General features: G+C 59.5%; 16 protein-coding genes. 12 read left to right on the forward strand and 4 right to left on the reverse strand.

Going from position 1 to position 15,743, the window contains the following annotated elements; all coding sequences use genetic code 11:
- Positions 1-3 precede the first annotated feature (3 nt).
- Entirely contained in the window at positions 4-1,701 is a 1,698-nt protein-coding gene (locus tag IC231_RS11195) for an ArnT family glycosyltransferase (RefSeq protein WP_190784589.1), read from the forward strand.
- On the opposite strand, the gene IC231_RS11200 is transcribed toward IC231_RS11195, so the two are convergent.
- Both IC231_RS11200 and IC231_RS11205 read right to left on the reverse strand, forming a co-directional pair.
- Positions 1,698-2,405, reverse strand: a complete 708-nt coding sequence (locus IC231_RS11200; protein ID WP_211538999.1) for a lipid-A-disaccharide synthase N-terminal domain-containing protein — start codon at positions 2,403-2,405, stop codon at positions 1,698-1,700. The genes IC231_RS11195 and IC231_RS11200 overlap by 4 nt on opposite strands.
- A complete protein-coding gene (locus IC231_RS11205; RefSeq protein ID WP_190784590.1) occupies positions 2,374-3,135 on the reverse strand; it encodes a glycosyltransferase in 762 nt (253 codons plus the stop codon). The genes IC231_RS11200 and IC231_RS11205 overlap by 32 nt, the downstream gene beginning before the upstream one ends.
- Before the next feature lie 233 nt (positions 3,136-3,368).
- On the opposite strand from IC231_RS11205, the gene xseA reads away from it, so the two are divergent.
- The 9 genes from xseA (at position 3,369) to IC231_RS11250 (ending at position 10,146) form a co-directional block, all read left to right on the forward strand.
- Positions 3,369-4,739, forward strand: coding sequence for an exodeoxyribonuclease VII large subunit (gene xseA / locus IC231_RS11210; RefSeq protein WP_190784591.1), 1,371 nt, complete (start codon positions 3,369-3,371; stop codon positions 4,737-4,739).
- A 91-nt stretch (positions 4,740-4,830) separates the two neighbouring features.
- A complete protein-coding gene (gene xseB, locus IC231_RS11215) occupies positions 4,831-5,124 on the forward strand; it encodes an exodeoxyribonuclease VII small subunit (protein ID WP_190784592.1) in 294 nt (97 codons plus the stop codon).
- 132 nt (positions 5,125-5,256) lie between these two features.
- On the forward strand, positions 5,257-5,595 hold the full coding sequence (locus tag IC231_RS11220; protein ID WP_190784593.1) for a hypothetical protein: 339 nt from the start codon (positions 5,257-5,259) through the stop codon (positions 5,593-5,595).
- A gap of 168 nt (positions 5,596-5,763) precedes the next feature.
- The gene (locus IC231_RS11225; RefSeq protein WP_190784594.1) at positions 5,764-6,336 is read left to right on the forward strand and encodes a hypothetical protein; all 573 of its coding nucleotides are present in this window, start codon (positions 5,764-5,766) and stop codon (positions 6,334-6,336) included.
- Between the two features lie 214 nt (positions 6,337-6,550).
- The gene (locus IC231_RS11230) at positions 6,551-7,294 is read left to right on the forward strand and encodes a hypothetical protein (protein WP_190784595.1); all 744 of its coding nucleotides are present in this window, start codon (positions 6,551-6,553) and stop codon (positions 7,292-7,294) included.
- Positions 7,295-7,428: 134 nt separating this feature from the next.
- Complete coding sequence (locus tag IC231_RS11235) at positions 7,429-8,142, forward strand: hypothetical protein (protein ID WP_190784596.1); 714 nt, start codon at positions 7,429-7,431, stop codon at positions 8,140-8,142.
- A gap of 90 nt (positions 8,143-8,232) precedes the next feature.
- On the forward strand, positions 8,233-8,922 hold the full coding sequence (locus tag IC231_RS11240; protein WP_190784597.1) for a hypothetical protein: 690 nt from the start codon (positions 8,233-8,235) through the stop codon (positions 8,920-8,922).
- Complete coding sequence (locus IC231_RS11245; protein WP_190784598.1) at positions 8,915-9,730, forward strand: sensor histidine kinase; 816 nt, start codon at positions 8,915-8,917, stop codon at positions 9,728-9,730. Before IC231_RS11240 ends, IC231_RS11245 begins: the two co-directional genes overlap by 8 nt.
- On the forward strand, positions 9,727-10,146 hold the full coding sequence (locus IC231_RS11250) for a response regulator (RefSeq protein WP_190784599.1): 420 nt from the start codon (positions 9,727-9,729) through the stop codon (positions 10,144-10,146). The genes IC231_RS11245 and IC231_RS11250 overlap by 4 nt, the downstream gene beginning before the upstream one ends.
- A gap of 113 nt (positions 10,147-10,259) precedes the next feature.
- On the opposite strand, the gene IC231_RS11255 is transcribed toward IC231_RS11250, so the two are convergent.
- Positions 10,260-13,013: a TonB-dependent receptor gene (locus IC231_RS11255; protein WP_190784600.1), complete on the reverse strand. Its 2,754-nt coding sequence runs from the start codon at positions 13,011-13,013 to the stop codon at positions 10,260-10,262.
- A gap of 282 nt (positions 13,014-13,295) precedes the next feature.
- Complete coding sequence (locus IC231_RS11260; protein ID WP_190784601.1) at positions 13,296-13,658, reverse strand: MGMT family protein; 363 nt, start codon at positions 13,656-13,658, stop codon at positions 13,296-13,298.
- A gap of 127 nt (positions 13,659-13,785) precedes the next feature.
- Here IC231_RS11260 and IC231_RS11265 point away from each other — a divergent pair, with 127 nt between their 5' ends.
- Entirely contained in the window at positions 13,786-14,292 is a 507-nt protein-coding gene (locus IC231_RS11265; RefSeq protein WP_190784602.1) for a YciE/YciF ferroxidase family protein, read from the forward strand.
- 187 nt (positions 14,293-14,479) lie between these two features.
- Positions 14,480-15,637 (forward strand): efflux RND transporter periplasmic adaptor subunit, encoded by a 1,158-nt coding sequence (locus tag IC231_RS11270; RefSeq protein ID WP_190784603.1) that lies wholly within the window; start codon positions 14,480-14,482, stop codon positions 15,635-15,637.
- Positions 15,638-15,743: the final 106 nt, after the last annotated feature.

Below are 15,743 nucleotides of genomic sequence, written 5' to 3' on the forward strand. Positions count from 1 at the left end.
GGTATGCGGGTAGCTTCCCCTGTAAGTCCCGGGCGGGGCTGGCGCCTGGCCAGCGTGCTGCTGGTCTGCTTTTTTTCGTTTTTCGTGCATCTGGGCTCGGCTGAAGTCAACCTGATGGAGTCGCGCAACTTTGTGGCGGCCCGCGAAATGGCAGCTGGCGGCTCCTGGCTTATTCCTACCATGAACGGGGCATTGCGGCTGGCCAAGCCCCCCTTGCCCACCTGGACGGTAGCGGCCGTCATCCAGCTGACCGGCCAACCTGATAATGCGGCACTGCTGCGGCTGCCAGCGGCGGGTATGTCGGTGCTGCTGGTGCTGTTTTTCTGGGGCCTGGCCCGGGAGCTAACCAGGCCTCTGCCCGGCGAAGAAGAAGCCCCCGGCCGTACGGCCTGGCTGGCCGCGCTGGTTCTGGCCAGCAGCCTACTGGTTATTACGGTAGGCCGCGAGGGGCACTGGGATATTTTCACGCATAGCTTTCTGATGGGTGCTTTGTGGGCCCTGGCGAGGGGCTGGCGGGCGGCAACCGGCGGCTGGCGCTGGTTTCTGCTCGGCGGGCTGCTGCTGGGCGGCAGTATTCTGAGCAAAGGACCTGTCGCCTTGTATGCCATGCTGCTGCCGTTTCTGCTGGCTTTCGGCGTTGCGCGCCTGTATCCGGACCGGGGCGCGCTTACGGCAGCCCGCCGCAACGGCCTGTTGCTGCTGGTGCTGCTTGCGTTGTTGGTTGGGCTGGCCTGGCCGGCTTACCTGGCCATTCAGGACGCGGTGGCACCGGCGGCCCTGGCCGTTGCGCGGCTGGAGGCTACATCCTGGGTAGAGCGCCACGCTCGGCCATTCTGGGATTATCTGAACTTCCCGGTATTTGCGGGCATCTGGGCGCCGGTAGCACTGCTGGCGCTGGCCGTGCCGTATGCCCGGCCCCGCGCCGGCCGTTTTGTGCCGTATCTGGCGGTACTGGCCTGGGTGCTGTTGGCGTGGCTGCTGCTGAGCGTTATTCCGGAGAAGAAGGAGCGCTACATGCTGCCGCTTATGCCGCCCCTGGCGCTGCTGGTAGCCGGCCTGCTGCACTACTTCGAAACAGCAATCCGCCAGCACCAGGCAACACGTTTGGATACCCTGCTGCTACGCATCTGGACCGGACTACTAGCTCTGATTTTTGCGCTGCTGCCCGTGGCCCTGTTTCTTGTGCGGCTGCCCGGATTCGGGCCCGGCACGCTGCCTTTCACTCTGACTGCGTTGATTTTTGGAGCTTTAGCAGTCTGGATGATCTGGCTGCTGGTGCGAAAACCACGACCAGTAATGCTGATGGGCATTTCCATCACGGCTATGTCGGCGCTGCTAGCAGTGTTGCTGCCGGTACACGCGGCCTGGGTAAACCGCAAAGGCGACCCTGGCCTGCGCCGTGCCGAAGCATTACAGCATAATCCGGAACTCGACCAGTTGCCCTGGTACACCTTAGAGGAACTGCATATTAAGGAAGTATGGCGGGCTGGGCGAGCCACGCCGTCCTGGCCACGCACGCCCGACTCAGTATTGGTGCGCATGCCCGGACCAGTAGCGGTTCTAGCCAGTAGCAACGTACGAGAGCAGCTACCGGCCGCATGGCGGGAGCAAGTGCGCCTGCGGGTCATCGACAGCTTCTACATTGACCGCACCCGGGAGGCGGGTTACTGGCGCGTAACGGTAGTAGAGCCCCTCCCCTAGTCGGCCGCGGCCGGCTCAGCTATTGGCATGGCGGAACTGGGCTTTGCGCGCAGTTCCCGGCGTAGTAGCACGATGTTGCGTGCATACACGACCGTTCCGAAAACATTCCCCACAATCAGCACCACATCTATCGGGCGGCGCAGCACAGCATAAGTCAGGATGAGGACTGAACCCACAAAGCTCACTACCCAAAACCCCAGCGGCAGCACCGACTCGCCTTTGCGCTCAGAATACAGCCACTGATACACGAAACGCAGCAGAAAAATGGTCTGCCCAATGGTGCCCAATGCCAGCACGCCGGCCGGAATACCGTGGCTCAGCATCCCTCTCAGGCTGAAATGCTGGTTGCCGACCACAAACCAAGCCAGCATGACCAATGGAAACACGTAGGCACTGGCCCGGAAAATGCCGCTCAGCTTGCGCCACTCGCCCAGCAGCTGCAGGTTACGGATATAGATGCCGTAGCTGATGAGCTGGGCCGCCAGAATCACCGGGTCGTGGCGCAGCATGCCGTAGAGTATCATCAGAAACGACGAAACCAGGCTGATTTGCCAGAACAGCGTGGGCACCAGCACGCGCTTAGCCCGCTCGCTCTGCACCCACTGAAGCACAATCCGGCTACTGAACAGCAGCTGCGACGTCAGGCCAATACCCAGGGCTATCTGCTCGGTGCTAAGCATGGGCTCCGGGGCGGTGCTGCTCACCGATTTCGTAGTTTTTCCAGCGGCTCCGGATCCAGCGGAACCCGAATGTATCGACCAGCGGCTTCCAGGCCCGGTTCCAGAGGTTATACTTGGCAGTGCCCGCAAAACGCGGGAAGTGCCGCACCGGGAGCTGCTTCACGCGGCCGCCCTGCAACTGCACCAATGCCCCCAGAAAGCGGTGCATGCCGTGGAAAAGCGGAATACGGCGCGCATACTCCATCTTAATGATTTTCAAGGGGCAGCCGGTGTCCTCGATACCATCGTTGATGAGTGTGCGACGCACTGTATTGGCAATCTTCGACGACAGTTTCTTTACCGCTGTATCCTGCCGCTTGGCCCGGATACCGTTCACCATATCGTACTCGGGCAGAAACTCGAAAAACTGCAGAAAATCCAGCGGAGTAGTCTGGATGTCGGAGTCGATGTAGCCGAGCAGCGTGCTGCGGCTATGGTCGATGCCGGCTTTGATGGCCGTGCTTAGGCCTCGGTTTTCGCTCAGGCTGATAAACTCGTAGTGCTGGTTCTGGCGGCAAATATCGCGCAGCAACCCCAGCGACCCGTCTTTGGAACCATCATTCACAAACAGTACTGTGGTAGCAACAGGGGTCTGAGCCAAGAACTTATCCATCTCTACCACAAATTGCGGCAGGCTTTCTTCTTCGTCGTAAACCGGCACAAGGACCGTGAGTGTTTGCTGAGCCAGATAGGGCGTGGCAGTTGGGTAGCTCATAGGGTGCAGAACAGGCCGGAAAGTTTAAGCCAAGATATGGAAGCCATACCGCGAAACGAGCCTATATGTTGTGAAACCCGGCCGCAAACCAGCAACTCTCTCCCCGAACCGTAGGTCCCGGCTCCGGATGGTGCAATGGCCGCCCGCAATAGGTAGGCAGCCTCTACCGCTTTATTCCTGTGGTTTGCGGCGGTACTGGCACCATCCCCTCACACCTGCTACCTTTACTACCTATGCCTCCCCTCTACAATCGTCGTTCTGAACCAGGTTTGCCGGCTTCGGCGCTGCCACCTGTGGCTCTGCCGCTGGCGGAGTTGCTGCTGCGAGTGAAGCAGACGCTCACGGAACGGTTTGCCGACTCCTACTGGGTGGTAGCCGAAATTGCTGACCTCACGCTGCCGCGCTTCGATGGCTCCCACTGCTACCTCACCCTCACCGACCAGCACCAGACCGGCCGCGGCGCTCAGCTGAAGGCCCAGGCCCGCGCTACCATCTGGAGCCAGCGCTACCAGCAGGTGGCCCCGGCGTTCGAAGAGCACACGGGGCAGGAGCTTCGGGTGGGTCTGAAAATCATGCTGCGCGTGCAGGTGAAGTTTCACGAGCAGTACGGCCTGAGCCTGGATGTACTGGCCATTGACCCGACCTACACGGTGGGCGAGCTGGCCCGCCAGCGCCTCGAAACGTTGCGCAAACTGCAGGAAAAAGGGCTGCTGGACCGGCAGCGGGCACTGCCGTTGGCGCTGGCACCCCAGCGGCTGGCCATCATTTCCTCACCCACCGCCGCCGGCTTTCAGGATTTTGTGCGCCAGCTGGAAGAGTCGCCGTATGCGTTTTCGCTGGCGCTGTTTCCGGCCAGCATGCAGGGCACAGAGGCGCCGGCCAGCATCAGGGCCGCACTGGACACTATTCGGCCCCGGCGCCAGTATTTCGATGCGGTGGTCCTTATTCGGGGTGGCGGCTCCAAAACCGACCTGCTGGCCTTCGACGACTACGGCCTCGCCGCTGCTATCGGCGCGTTTCCGGTGCCGGTCCTGACAGGTATCGGGCACGAGCGGGACGAAGCCGTAGTGGACTTAGCGGCCCATTTGGCCCTAAAAACGCCGACTGCTGTTGCAGCGTTTCTGGCTGAGCGGCTGGCCCGGCTGGATGCCGTATTTGATGGCTACGCGGGCCGTATTCGGGAGGTGGCCCAGGAAGTAGTGCAAGCTTCCGCAAGCCACTTCGACCGGCTGGGGCGCCGTACTCATCTGGCAGCTCAAAACCGCCTGCAGGAACACCATACTGCGCTGCGCCAACGGGTGCGGGCAGCGGCTCCGTTGGCCCGCCTGCGGCTGCGGCAGCAGGAGCAGCAGCTGGGCCAGCAGCGGCAGGCACTGCAACGGGCTGCCCACCAAGCGGCTGAAGGCCAGCACCGGCAGTTGCGGCGGCTGGGCTACACACTGGCCCGCCGCTTCCGCTATCTGCATCGGCGGCGGCGCGAGCAGCTGCTCACCCACCGGTTTCAGCTGCAACTGGCTACAGAACGGTTGCTGCACCGCGCTGAAATCCGGCTGCTCTCGCTGCGCCTGCCACCAGCCGCACCGCCGGCTGCCGAACTGGCGTGATTTCAGTCCGAGCGTTACTTCACCTCCTGCTTTATCCGGCCTGCACCCCGCAGACTACCTTTGCCGGCTACCACTTCCCTTACCTTATCCCATGGAAACCACTTACCGCGACGCCATAGCTGAGCTTGAGTCCATTCTGCGCGCCCTCGAAACCGATACGGTGGATGTAGACGAGCTGACAGCCCGGGTGCAGCGCTCCGCCTCCCTTATCCGGCTCTGCAAACAAAAGCTCCGCACCGCCGAAGATGCCATTGACCGGGTCTTTGAGAACCTGGACCAGGAAGAAGAGCTGCCGGAGCCCGAGCCGGAAGCACCTACGCCAGCGCCCGCCGCCCGCCGCCAGCCCCGGGCACCCCGTGAAACCGGCGGCGGGCTACTCTTCTGAGCTGGCCAGGCTGCCCCAGCGGACAGGTGAGTGAAGAAGTTTGCTTGCCCTCAATTTGGTTTGGCTTATATTTGAATGCCCCAACCAATTGGTGGTTTCGTCCCATTCTTCTCACACCCTATTGCTTCCTCTATGGATCCGGACTGCGGCCCTCTCACAGACACATCAGGTTCAACTATTCCCCTCGACGACGCTGTCACCTGGACCGGGAACTATCAGACAGCTCACCCAAACAAGCTTCGCTCGGTATACTTTACCTCCGAAGTATTTCAGGCCCTTATGGACCAGCCGGGTGCGAAAGGCATCCGCATCTATCTCGCAAATTCGGAAGCTACTACCGAAACGCTTGACACCATGATTCTGGTGAGTGCCACTGCCGACGCCGACCTGACGACTGTGGGCGAGTATGTGCTGTATGACCACGGCACCGGAACGCCCCCCTGCACAGTAACCAGCCCTCTCAACCACTAAGCCTAGGCCATGATACTACCGGAATCTGACGCGCTAAAGCTTGCGATAAACACTTTCTATTACATAGGACAGTGTTCTATCCTGTTGCCGCTGTACTTCGGGTTCCGGTACTGGTCCTCCCTGTCGGCCGGACTGCGGGCTATGGTCTACTGCTGCCTGATGTGGACTGTGATGACAATTCTGGGGGAAGCCTGCGGGAAGCTGCTCGGCTACAACATAGCCGTGTGGCAGACGGTGGATATCCTGGATGTCTGGTTTATCGGGACCGTCTACTACCATGTCCTGCGCTTTCGACTGCGCCGGTATTTCCTGCTGAGCGGGGTGCTGTACACAGCCTTTGCCCTAGTCGATATGTTCGTTATCAACGACCTCTGGAATGGTATTAAAAACGAACTGGTGACCGTCAACAACTACACGCTGGTTGTGAAGCATCTACTCCTGATCAGCCTGATTCTGCTGTACTTCGAGCAGAGCCTGCGCCACCTGCGCAATGTGGCGCTGGAGCGTGACCCGGTATTTATTATAAGCGTAGCGTTACTGATCTTTCATGCGGGCACCTTCGTTTTATTCCTGGTCCGGACCAGTCTGACCAGTCTCTGGGAATACAATTCCATGACTATTCCATTACTTACTACCCTGAACTTGGTGATGTATGTGTTGCTGGCCTACGCCTTTTGGCTGACCGGGCGCGAACCGCAAACCGTCCCGCAAGCTGCGCATTCGCAGTCAGTTCATTCCTAGACGAGTCTTATTAGTACTGCCGCCAAGCGCCTTGCTTATGGTGAGCGAAGGCCTGTACGCACGCTGGCAATCCGTCTACTTCTTCGTATCTTCCCAAACCGGAAGGCACTGAAAACGCGCTAGTTCTTCAATTATTGAACTCAGGCTGCTGCTGGCTGCACCTATGCAGCAGCTCGTCATCTATTTCTACCGGTTTATCTACTTTTAACCCATTATGAAACCAGCTATTCTCTCCTTACTGGCCGCCGGCCTGTTCCTGACCTGTTTGCCGGGCTGCCAGGAGCAGCAGAATGCCGCCGCGCCCAACAAGTCGGTTGTTCAGGACGTAGCCTCCGCCGGCCAGCAAATTAGCCTGGACCAGGCGGTTGCCTTGACCCTGAACTACCGCAGCCACTATCCGGGTAGCCTGCGGGCGGTGGCCTATAGCGCCCAGGGCATCCAGAGTTTGCTGAGCCAGGAAGGCTGCACCGGCATCCGGATCTACAACGCCACCACCGATGCCGGCGAAGACCTGTTCGTGCTGGTCGGGGTTGATGCCGCCGGCCACGACCAGACCACTGCCGGCCTGCTTGATGCCGCGCCACGCTGCCCGGTCTGGTGCGCCGCGAGTGTGCTCGTGGGAGATGTAAGCGGCTTTTCGGCAGCTACGGCCCCGGTTTCGATTCCTTTAACTCAGGAGCAGGCGGTTCGCTGGACGGGCACCTACCAATATAATCACCCCGGCCAGCTGCGCGGAGCCTACTATGAGGCCGCCATTCTGGAAGAGCTTATCCGCCAGAACGCCACCACCGGCATCCGCATCTACCACGCTCTGACGCACAACGACGAGCATACGTTTGTGCTGGTCGGAATCGATGGTAACTACCAGGACCAGGTCGAGACGTCTCACCACCTTTATGCCAACGGTCTGCCCTGCGTCGGGAGCGGGTGTGCTTCCGGCAGCCTATTGGCGCACTAGGCATTCTGCTACCAACCGGCCCAGGCCAGCCCCGCTACCTGCGAGGGCTGGCTTTTTGCCTTTCATTATTTTAGCTTCCACAGCAGCGGATCAACAGGCATCAGTATATTACAACTTAATCCTAGTTTCGCTTCATGTTGCAACCCGTTCCGTGGCTGGTAGCGTTAGCCAAGCAGCTAAATCTGTTTTCTCTGGCAACGTGTCTGGTACCGCTGATAATCGGGCTGCGCTACTGGCCGCGGCTGCAGCGGCCATTGCGCGTGGTTGTCCTTACGGTGGTGGCGCAAAGCAGCCTGGGCCTGCTGAGCGAGATAGGCCGGTATTTCTGGCACTACAACATTGTTTTCCTGCACCTGCTTACAACGGCCGAAACGGTAGGATTCGGCGCAACTTATCTGCTTGTGCTGCGCCACCATACGCAGCGCCGCGCGCTGCTGGGCATGCTGGGCCTGTTTCTGGGAGTGGCCGTCTACGAAACGGTTATTCAGGGAGGCTACCGGGCCGATGGCCCACCCAACGTAGCCACTTTTGCGCTCCAGTTCATTGTATTGCTGACGGCTGTGCTGCTGTATTTCGACCAGATTCTGCACGAACTGCTGGCCATTATCCTTGAGCGGGACCCGCTGTTTCTGGTCAGTGTCGGCATCACGCTCTACTACGCCGGTACCGTGCTGGTTAACGTTGCGGCAGAGTACATGCGCGACGGTGCCGACCCAGGTATTATCTGGATAATGTTCATTGTTCAGTTCATTCTGCTGATTTTTTTCAACATGATGCTGGCCATGGCCCTGTGGTACGCCTCGCACCCCACCCGCCAGCCCGACTCCGAAATACCACTCGCGCAGTAGCTAAATAAACTGTAGGCTACGCCAGACCGCGCACAAACCAGTATCTTCAGGCCCCGTTTAGGCTATTGCGAGTTGCGGGGCTTATATCGTATGCCAACTTCTTACTGGGTTATTTGGGCGGCAGAACGAATGGAGCAAAGCACGCTGCTGCTGTTGCTGTTTCCATTGGCAATAGCCATCATCCGGTGGAGCCTGCTCCCACGGTCTTTACGCATTCTGGCCGTGGGGCTGGCTTGCATGGCCGTTTTCATTGCCATCCTCACGGTACACCCGCTGTCGGGAGCCAATGAAGGGTTACTCTGGCACGCTTACACAGTGGTTCAGACACTGTTTCTGGGCAGCGTGTATTATTACCTTTTCCAGTTGCGCTGGCAGCGCCTGGCGGTGGTGGCTTCGCTGGCCAGCTTTCTGGTTTTTGCCCTGCTGGACTGGCTCTGGCTGGAGCGCGACCAACCCGTGCATGCCTACACGCATACGCTGCAGAGCACCTTGCTTCTGAGCTTTGGATTGCTCTACTTCTACCAGTTGGCCCGCCATATGCCTGCTGTTCGTCTAGAAAACGACCCGTTTTTTTTAGTCACTTCGGGTATAGTAATGTATTTTTCGGGCACGGTACTACTCTATGTGTTCGTACTGCCCTTCATTGCAGCTACTGATGCGCTGGGCCAGCACATCGTTTCGCTGCTGGTATCAGGGGTGGCAGCGTTGCAGTATAGTTTGTTTGCTCTAGCTTTTTACCGCGCCTCCCGGCCGTCCTCGTTGCTGCTACTTCATGAATAACTGGCTGGTTCCTGTGCTGCTGGCAACGCCGGTGCTGCTGCTGCTGGCCCTGGGCATTGTGGCCTTTGTGCTGCGCTACCAGCGGCGGCTGCTACGCCAGCAGGAGCAGCTGCGCCAGGTGCGCGAAACCTCTCAGCAACAAGCCCTTGAAGCCGCTTTACTGGCCCAGGAAGAGGAACGCCGCCGTATAGCGGCCGACCTGCACGACGGGGTTGGTACTACGCTGGCCATCGTGAAGCTGCACCTGAGCACACTAGGCCAGCCCGGCCTTACGCAGGAAGCCACGTCCCTGCTCGACCAGGCCATTACGGAAGTACGCCGTATTTCGCGCAATCTGCTACCGGCGGCCCTGCAGAAGTTCGGACTACCCTTCGCACTGGACGCTCTGGCCCGTACGGTGCCCGCTGATGGACCTACCCGCCTGCTGCTCGAACAGCGCGGACAGCCGCGCCGCCTCGACCCCAAGTATGAGCTCATTGTGTACCGGGTGGTGCAGGAGCTAATCGGCAACGGCCTGCGCCATGCGCATGCCGAGGTCATCAGCGTCATCGTAGACTTCGGCACCGATACCCTTTCTTTGCATTACACCGACAATGGCGTGGGCTTCGATTCTACACTGGTAGAGGCCCCTCCCCTGCCCGGCTCCCGCACCGGCCACGGCCTCACCAACCTGCGCAGCCGGGTAGCTGTGCTCCAGGGCACGCTCCGCTACGAGTCTGGTCCGGGAGCCGGCAGCCAGGTTTGGATTTCCTTCCCTATTCCGTATCTTACTGCCCTTCAGGCACCTGTTCTCTCTACTGCCCTATGAACCCCACGCCTGCACTCATTCGCTTAGCCGTAACCGACGACCATATTCTCTTTCGCAAAGGTCTTCGGGCCCTTATCAGCGGCTTCCCCGGAATGGAAGTTTTGTTTGAAGCTGGGGATGGAGAAGAACTGCTTCAGCGCCTCGACCAGGGCACGCTGCCGGACGTAATTCTCATGGACCTGCAGATGCCCAACCTTGACGGCTTGCAGACAGTCCGTTTGTTGCGGGCGCAATATCCCCGCATTCGGGTCATCATCATTTCCATGCACGATGAGCCCGAACTGATTGAAAGCCTGAAAGCGGAAGGTGCGCACGGCTACCTGCTCAAAAACGCCAGCCCTGAAGAAGTGCGCGGCGCCATTCTGGCCGCCCACAACAGCGAGTCGCAGCCGGCAATGGCTTCTACCCAGATTTAAGTTCGCATGGGCAGAACGCTGCTGCCAAACCGGCAGTGTATAACCCATCAACGAAAAGCGCCGGCCCCACGTGGGGCCGGCGCTTTTCGTTGATGCGCAGCGGAACAGCTCGGCTACAGGCCTACTGCCATTCCCACCGTGAAGGTACGGCCACGGTTGAAGAAGGCTTGGATCAGGTTAGGATCTACCACGTTTGAGTTGTTGCGGTTCGAGACGTCCGTGAAGTAGTACTCGTTCAGCACGTTCAGTACCGAAGCGCGGAAGCTCACACGGGCTCCATGAATCGGCTTCAGCTCGTATCCGAAATGGATGTCGAGGTTGCGGCTGGTGGGCAGACGGTACGAGTCGGTACTACTTTCCTCGTTGCGAATGTTATCCGGGTTGAAGTCGGCGAAGTATTTCGAGAACAGCAGAAACGATGGCCGGATGTAGAAGTTGGTGAACGGCTCGTAGCGCAGGCCCAGCTGGAACTGGTTCTGGGCGGCGTCGCCGACGTGCACCCCATCGAGGTAAACCGGCTGATCCGGCTCCCCGATAATCTCATTGGCTTCGTTGGTCTGGTTCACCAGGCCTTTGCCCACCCAGCGCCAGTCGCCGAGAGAAATAGCGGCATTCAGTTGCAGGCGGCGGCTGATGTCCTGCGCCACGGCCATTTCGATGCCCATGTGGCGGGCATCCACGTTGCGGACGTTGGTGTAGGTAGGCACCCCGTCCAGCGTCTGGAAGGAAGTAGTCGTTTTGTTAGCCCACAGGGTATAGTAGGCGTTCAGGGTAGCTTTCAGGCTGGGGTAGGTGATGCCGTAGCCCAGCTCCACGCTGGTAATGCCTTCGGGCTTCACTCCCGAGAATTGGCGGCCCTGGGTGTTGAACACAAAGTTGAAGAACGGCACCTTGCTGTTGTAGCCCACATTGAAGAACAGGTTGTTGCGCTCCGTGAGGTTGTAGTTGGCACCGCCTTTCACGCTGTAGCCCCGGAACTTCACCCAATCCGTTTCCACGTAGCTGCCATCGGCGTTGGTGTAGGTCTGCCCGTCAATCACCTGCGTCTGCCCGAAAGCAACAGGGTACGTCTGGCCATTCACGTTCACCACTTTGGGCTGGAAGTAGTCGATGCGCTTGTAGCGGATTTCGGAGAGCGTGCCGCTAAGTACCGCCGAGAAGACCGGCGTTTTGTATTCTACCTGGCTGTAGCCCCCGATCCAGCGCGTTTTGCCGTCGTAGTTGTAGCTGAGCTTGTCGCCCACCCGCAGGCGGCTGTTCGGGTCACTGTTCCGGTCCGCAATTGGCCGAACATAGTCACCGCCCAGCAGGTCGCGCACTTCGCGGTAGTGCAGGCCGTAGTAGCTGCGGCCGTCCACACCGGCCGAAAGCGTAAGGTTTTCCTTCAGCTTGTAGTCGCCGCCCACCACAAAGCCATACCAGCGGTGGTTGTTGACGTTGTTGATGAGAAACTGCGTCGACTGCCGCTCTTCGTTGTAGTTCGGCACGCCACCTACTTTGGGGTAGTTGAGGACGTTGAAATCGTAGATACCCTGAAAATCCGTCTGGCCCGTAGCCGAGTTGGCTCGGATGGTGCTGGAGTTGCCGCTGGTCAGGCCGCTCACCCCGCCGCCCCGGCCATAGGAAGCATACAGTACCGTGCTGATGAACAGCCGGTCGTTTACCTGCCAGTAGTCGTTGAGGTTGATCTGGGGCTTGTGGTAGTAGTTGGAACGCTCGTTCAGCGTTTCCTCTTTCCCGAAATCATAGGTTGAGTTAGTGCCGGGGTCGTACTTATAGCGCGTCAGGGAGCCCCAATACGGATTGTACTTGAAGCCGCGGTTGCCGTTGTTGACGAGGCGGGCGCCCAGCTCGCGGGCTTTCTCATCGGAATACAGCCCTACCTGCGCCTGGAACGTGCGCTGGCCGTGGCTCTGCGGTGAGCCCATGCCGGTCAGCGACAGGCGGTGGTTGCCGATGCGCTTGCTGATGTTGGCAAAGTACGTCCAGGCGTCGTCGTAGGCCTTATCAACCCAGCCGTCGGAGGTGCGGCGCGAGCCGAAGGCCGTGAACGTCCAGTCTTTCACGTTACCGCTGCTCAGCATCAGAGACGCTTTGCGGTAGTTGTTGGAGCCGGTTTCCAGACGAGCCAACACGGCTTTTTTGCTGTCGAAGCCTTTGGTGACTACGTTGATGGTGCCCCCCACAGACGGCACGGCAATTTTGGAAGCCGATAGCCCCCGCTGCACCTGCAGGCTCTGCGTTACGTCGCCCAGGTCCCAGTTAGACCAGTACACGGCGCCGTTTTCCATATCATTCACCGGCACGCCATTCACCATCACGGCCACGTTGCGCTGGTCGAAGCCCCGGATATTGATGCGGGAGTCGCCGGAGCCGCCGCCGCTCTGGGTGGCATACACGCCCGGCGTTTCGTTCAGGATCATGGGCAGATCCCGGTTGGAAAGCGTTTCGCGCAGCTTCACCTCGTTCACGGTCGAGTAAGCTACGGGCGTTTCACGCTCCACGGCAATGCCCAGCGTACCTACTACCTGCACCTCATTGAGGGTGGCATTGTCCGCATCGAGCCGGAAAGTGGCCACCGAATTCTGGTTGCCGATGGTTACGGTCTGCTGGCTGGGCTTGTAGCCGATAAAAGAGGCCTTCACCACGTAGGTTCCCGGCTTCAGATTAGGTACGGCGTACGTGCCGCTGGCCTCAGTTCCGGCACCGGTGTTCACGCCGTTGCCCGTAACCTGCACGGTCGCGCCGGGCAGTTCTTCGCCCGTCAGCTTATCGAGCACGCGGCCTTTGATGGAGTAAGTACCCTGCGCCGCTGCCGTCATTACGGTCAGGCAGGTCAACAGGGAAGTCAGTACGGGTTGTTTCATACCTAAAAGCAGGAGACGCGGGGTTTGCGCCCTGCAAAGGTAAGGGATTGATGGGGAGCCTAAAAGCCCGGTGCATGGAGTTTATTTGATGCCGCGGGCCGCAGCTTCTAAGTGGTGCCGGGCATTTCTGCTCTCCAGGGGCGCACTACCCCAAACCGGCCTAGAGCTTGCGCTGAGCTTCATCGAGCCCAACTACATCGGATAACAGCCGGGGTGGCCGCGCCGCTAGGTGCCGGTGCGAGAAGGCGCAGCCCGTGTGACGCGCATGGCCGGGCGCTGCGGCTACTCCAGCTCTACGGCCGGGTCCCAGAACAGCTTTTTGAAGTCCACCACCTGGTCGTCCTGCACGCGCACCCCTTCCGCTTCCAGTGCCTCCTGCATAGCGGTGGGCGTGGCAAAGTGGTGCCGCCCCGTCAGCAGCCCGTTCCGGTTCACGACGCGCTGGGCAGGCACGGCATGGAGGCCCAGGGCCGGGGCAGCCGCAATGAGGGCGTAGCCCACCATGCGAGCCCCGTGCCTGGCGCCCAGATAGTGGGCTATGGCGCCGTAGGTACTCACGCGGCCCGGTGGTATCAGGCGCACGACTTCCTCCACATCCTGAAAAAAATTACGGCTGGTGTCCGATTGTTTTTTAGGGGAATTCATGCAGGTAACGGGTTTTTTGCAGAAAATCTTGTGGCTACGGTGGAGCTAGCCGCGGAAGCCCGGCCATAACAAGCCGTATGGGCTGGCGTAAAGAAAGGCAAATCATTCCACCTCCAAAGCTACCGATATGTCAATCTTCTCAGCCAAGCTCGAAACCCTTGAAGACCTGTTCCAGCACGAACTTAAAGACCTGTACAGCGCCGAAAACCAGCTGGTAAAGGCGCTGCCCCAGATGGCGGCCGCAGCCAAGGATGGGCGGCTGCGGGCCGGCATTGAGAAGCACCTCAAGGAAACCCAGAACCAGGTGGCCCGCCTCGAAAAGATTGGGAAGCTCCTGGATATTGCCCTGGACGGCGAAACCTGCAAGGCCATGGAAGGCCTCGTGAAGGAAGGCCAGAAAACCCTGTCGGAAAACGCCACCGATGAGGTGATGGATGCCGCTATTATTGCGGCTTCGCAACGCATAGAGCACTACGAAATTTCGGGATATGGCACGGCGGCTCACTACGCCGACCGCCTGGGTTATGCCGAAGCCGCCCAACTGCTGCGCCAGACACTGGACGAAGAGCAGCTGACGGATACCAAGCTGAATGACCTTGCCAAAAATTACATCAACCAGAAAGCAATGCATTAGAACAGAGCATTTTGCGCCCCTGCCACCTCGCTTTGCACAAAAAAAGCCTGCAACCTGCAGGCTTTTTTTGTGTCTTCCCACGCTGGCTGCTCTCATTGTGGAGAAGACTAAACCCAAAGCTAACAGTTAGCGTTGTCAACCGTTACCTATCGGTGCCCGACACTTCGGTCGGCTCCAAATGCCGTTTATGCAAACCAAAGAACACGAGGAAATAGAAGTAGCCGAAGCGCCCACCGGCAAGAGTCATCGTCTGCTCTGGATTCTGGTTACGCTGGCCGTTGTGGCCGGGCTGGTTTTTGTCAAGATGAAGTACTTCCCCTCGCCCAACGCCGATGGCAAAGGCGGTGGCGGCAAAGGCGCGGGTGCCGGCAAGGGCGGCCCCGGAGGAGCCGGTGGCAAAGGCGGCGCTCAAAAGCTGCCGGTACAGGTGTACGTGGTGAAACCCACCAACCTTTCCGACGAGGTAGCTGCCACGGGCTCGGTGCTGGCCGATGAGTCGGTGGTGATTAAGAGCGAACTGTCGGGCAAAATCACCAGCCTAAATATCCGGGAGGGCCAGCCGGTGCGCAAGGGCCAGCTGCTGTTCAGCATCAACGCCGACGAGGCGCAAGCCGGCATCCGGAAGCAGGAGTACAACATCAAGCTTTTCCGTGACCAGGAACGCCGCCAGCGCACTTTGCTGGACAAAGAGTACATCAGCGCCCAGGAATATGAGCAGGCGAACAACCAGCTCCTCACGGCCCAGTCGGACTTGCAGGCGCTACGCGCTACGCTGGACCGTGCTTTCGTGAAAGCCCCTTTCGATGGGGTGCTGGGCCTGACTACCGCCACCGTGGGCACTTACGTGAGCCCCGGCACCGAAATTACGACCCTTTCCCGCGTGCGCCCCGTCAAGATTGACTTTGCCGTGCCGGGCCGCTTCGCCAACAATGTGCGCGTTGGTGATGTGGTGAGCGTCACGGACGAGGCGACCAACAAAAAATACGACGCCAAGGTCTACGCCATTGACCCGCAGATTGACCCCGTAAGCCGCACCCAGCCGGTGCGGGCCCGCTACGCTAACACCAACGATGAGCTCCGGCCCGGCGCTTTCGTGAAAGTAAATCTGCAGCTCGGTGAGTCGACGGACGCGCTACAGGTACCGACTGAGGCCGTTATTCCGGAGGCCAGTGGCTACAGCGTGTACACGGTGAAGGACGGCAAGATGGTGCCCAAGAAAGTGAAAATCGGGATTCGCTCGGACAAGGTGATTCAGGTAACGGATGGCCTAGCTGTCGGCGACTCTGTGATTCGCACGGGCATTCTGCAGCTGAAGCCCGGTGATGCCGTGCGCGTGACCAAATAGCCCTACGCGCCGTGTCTCGATGCAGATACCGCCAAGTTTCGCGGTGACTGTTCAACCATTGCAAGCCAAGGCGATACTTAGTAAGAGACACTGCCTGAAAACAGAC

This window comes from Hymenobacter duratus (genome assembly GCF_014698995.1).
GTDB classification, from domain to species: Bacteria; Bacteroidota; Bacteroidia; order Cytophagales; family Hymenobacteraceae; genus Hymenobacter; species Hymenobacter duratus.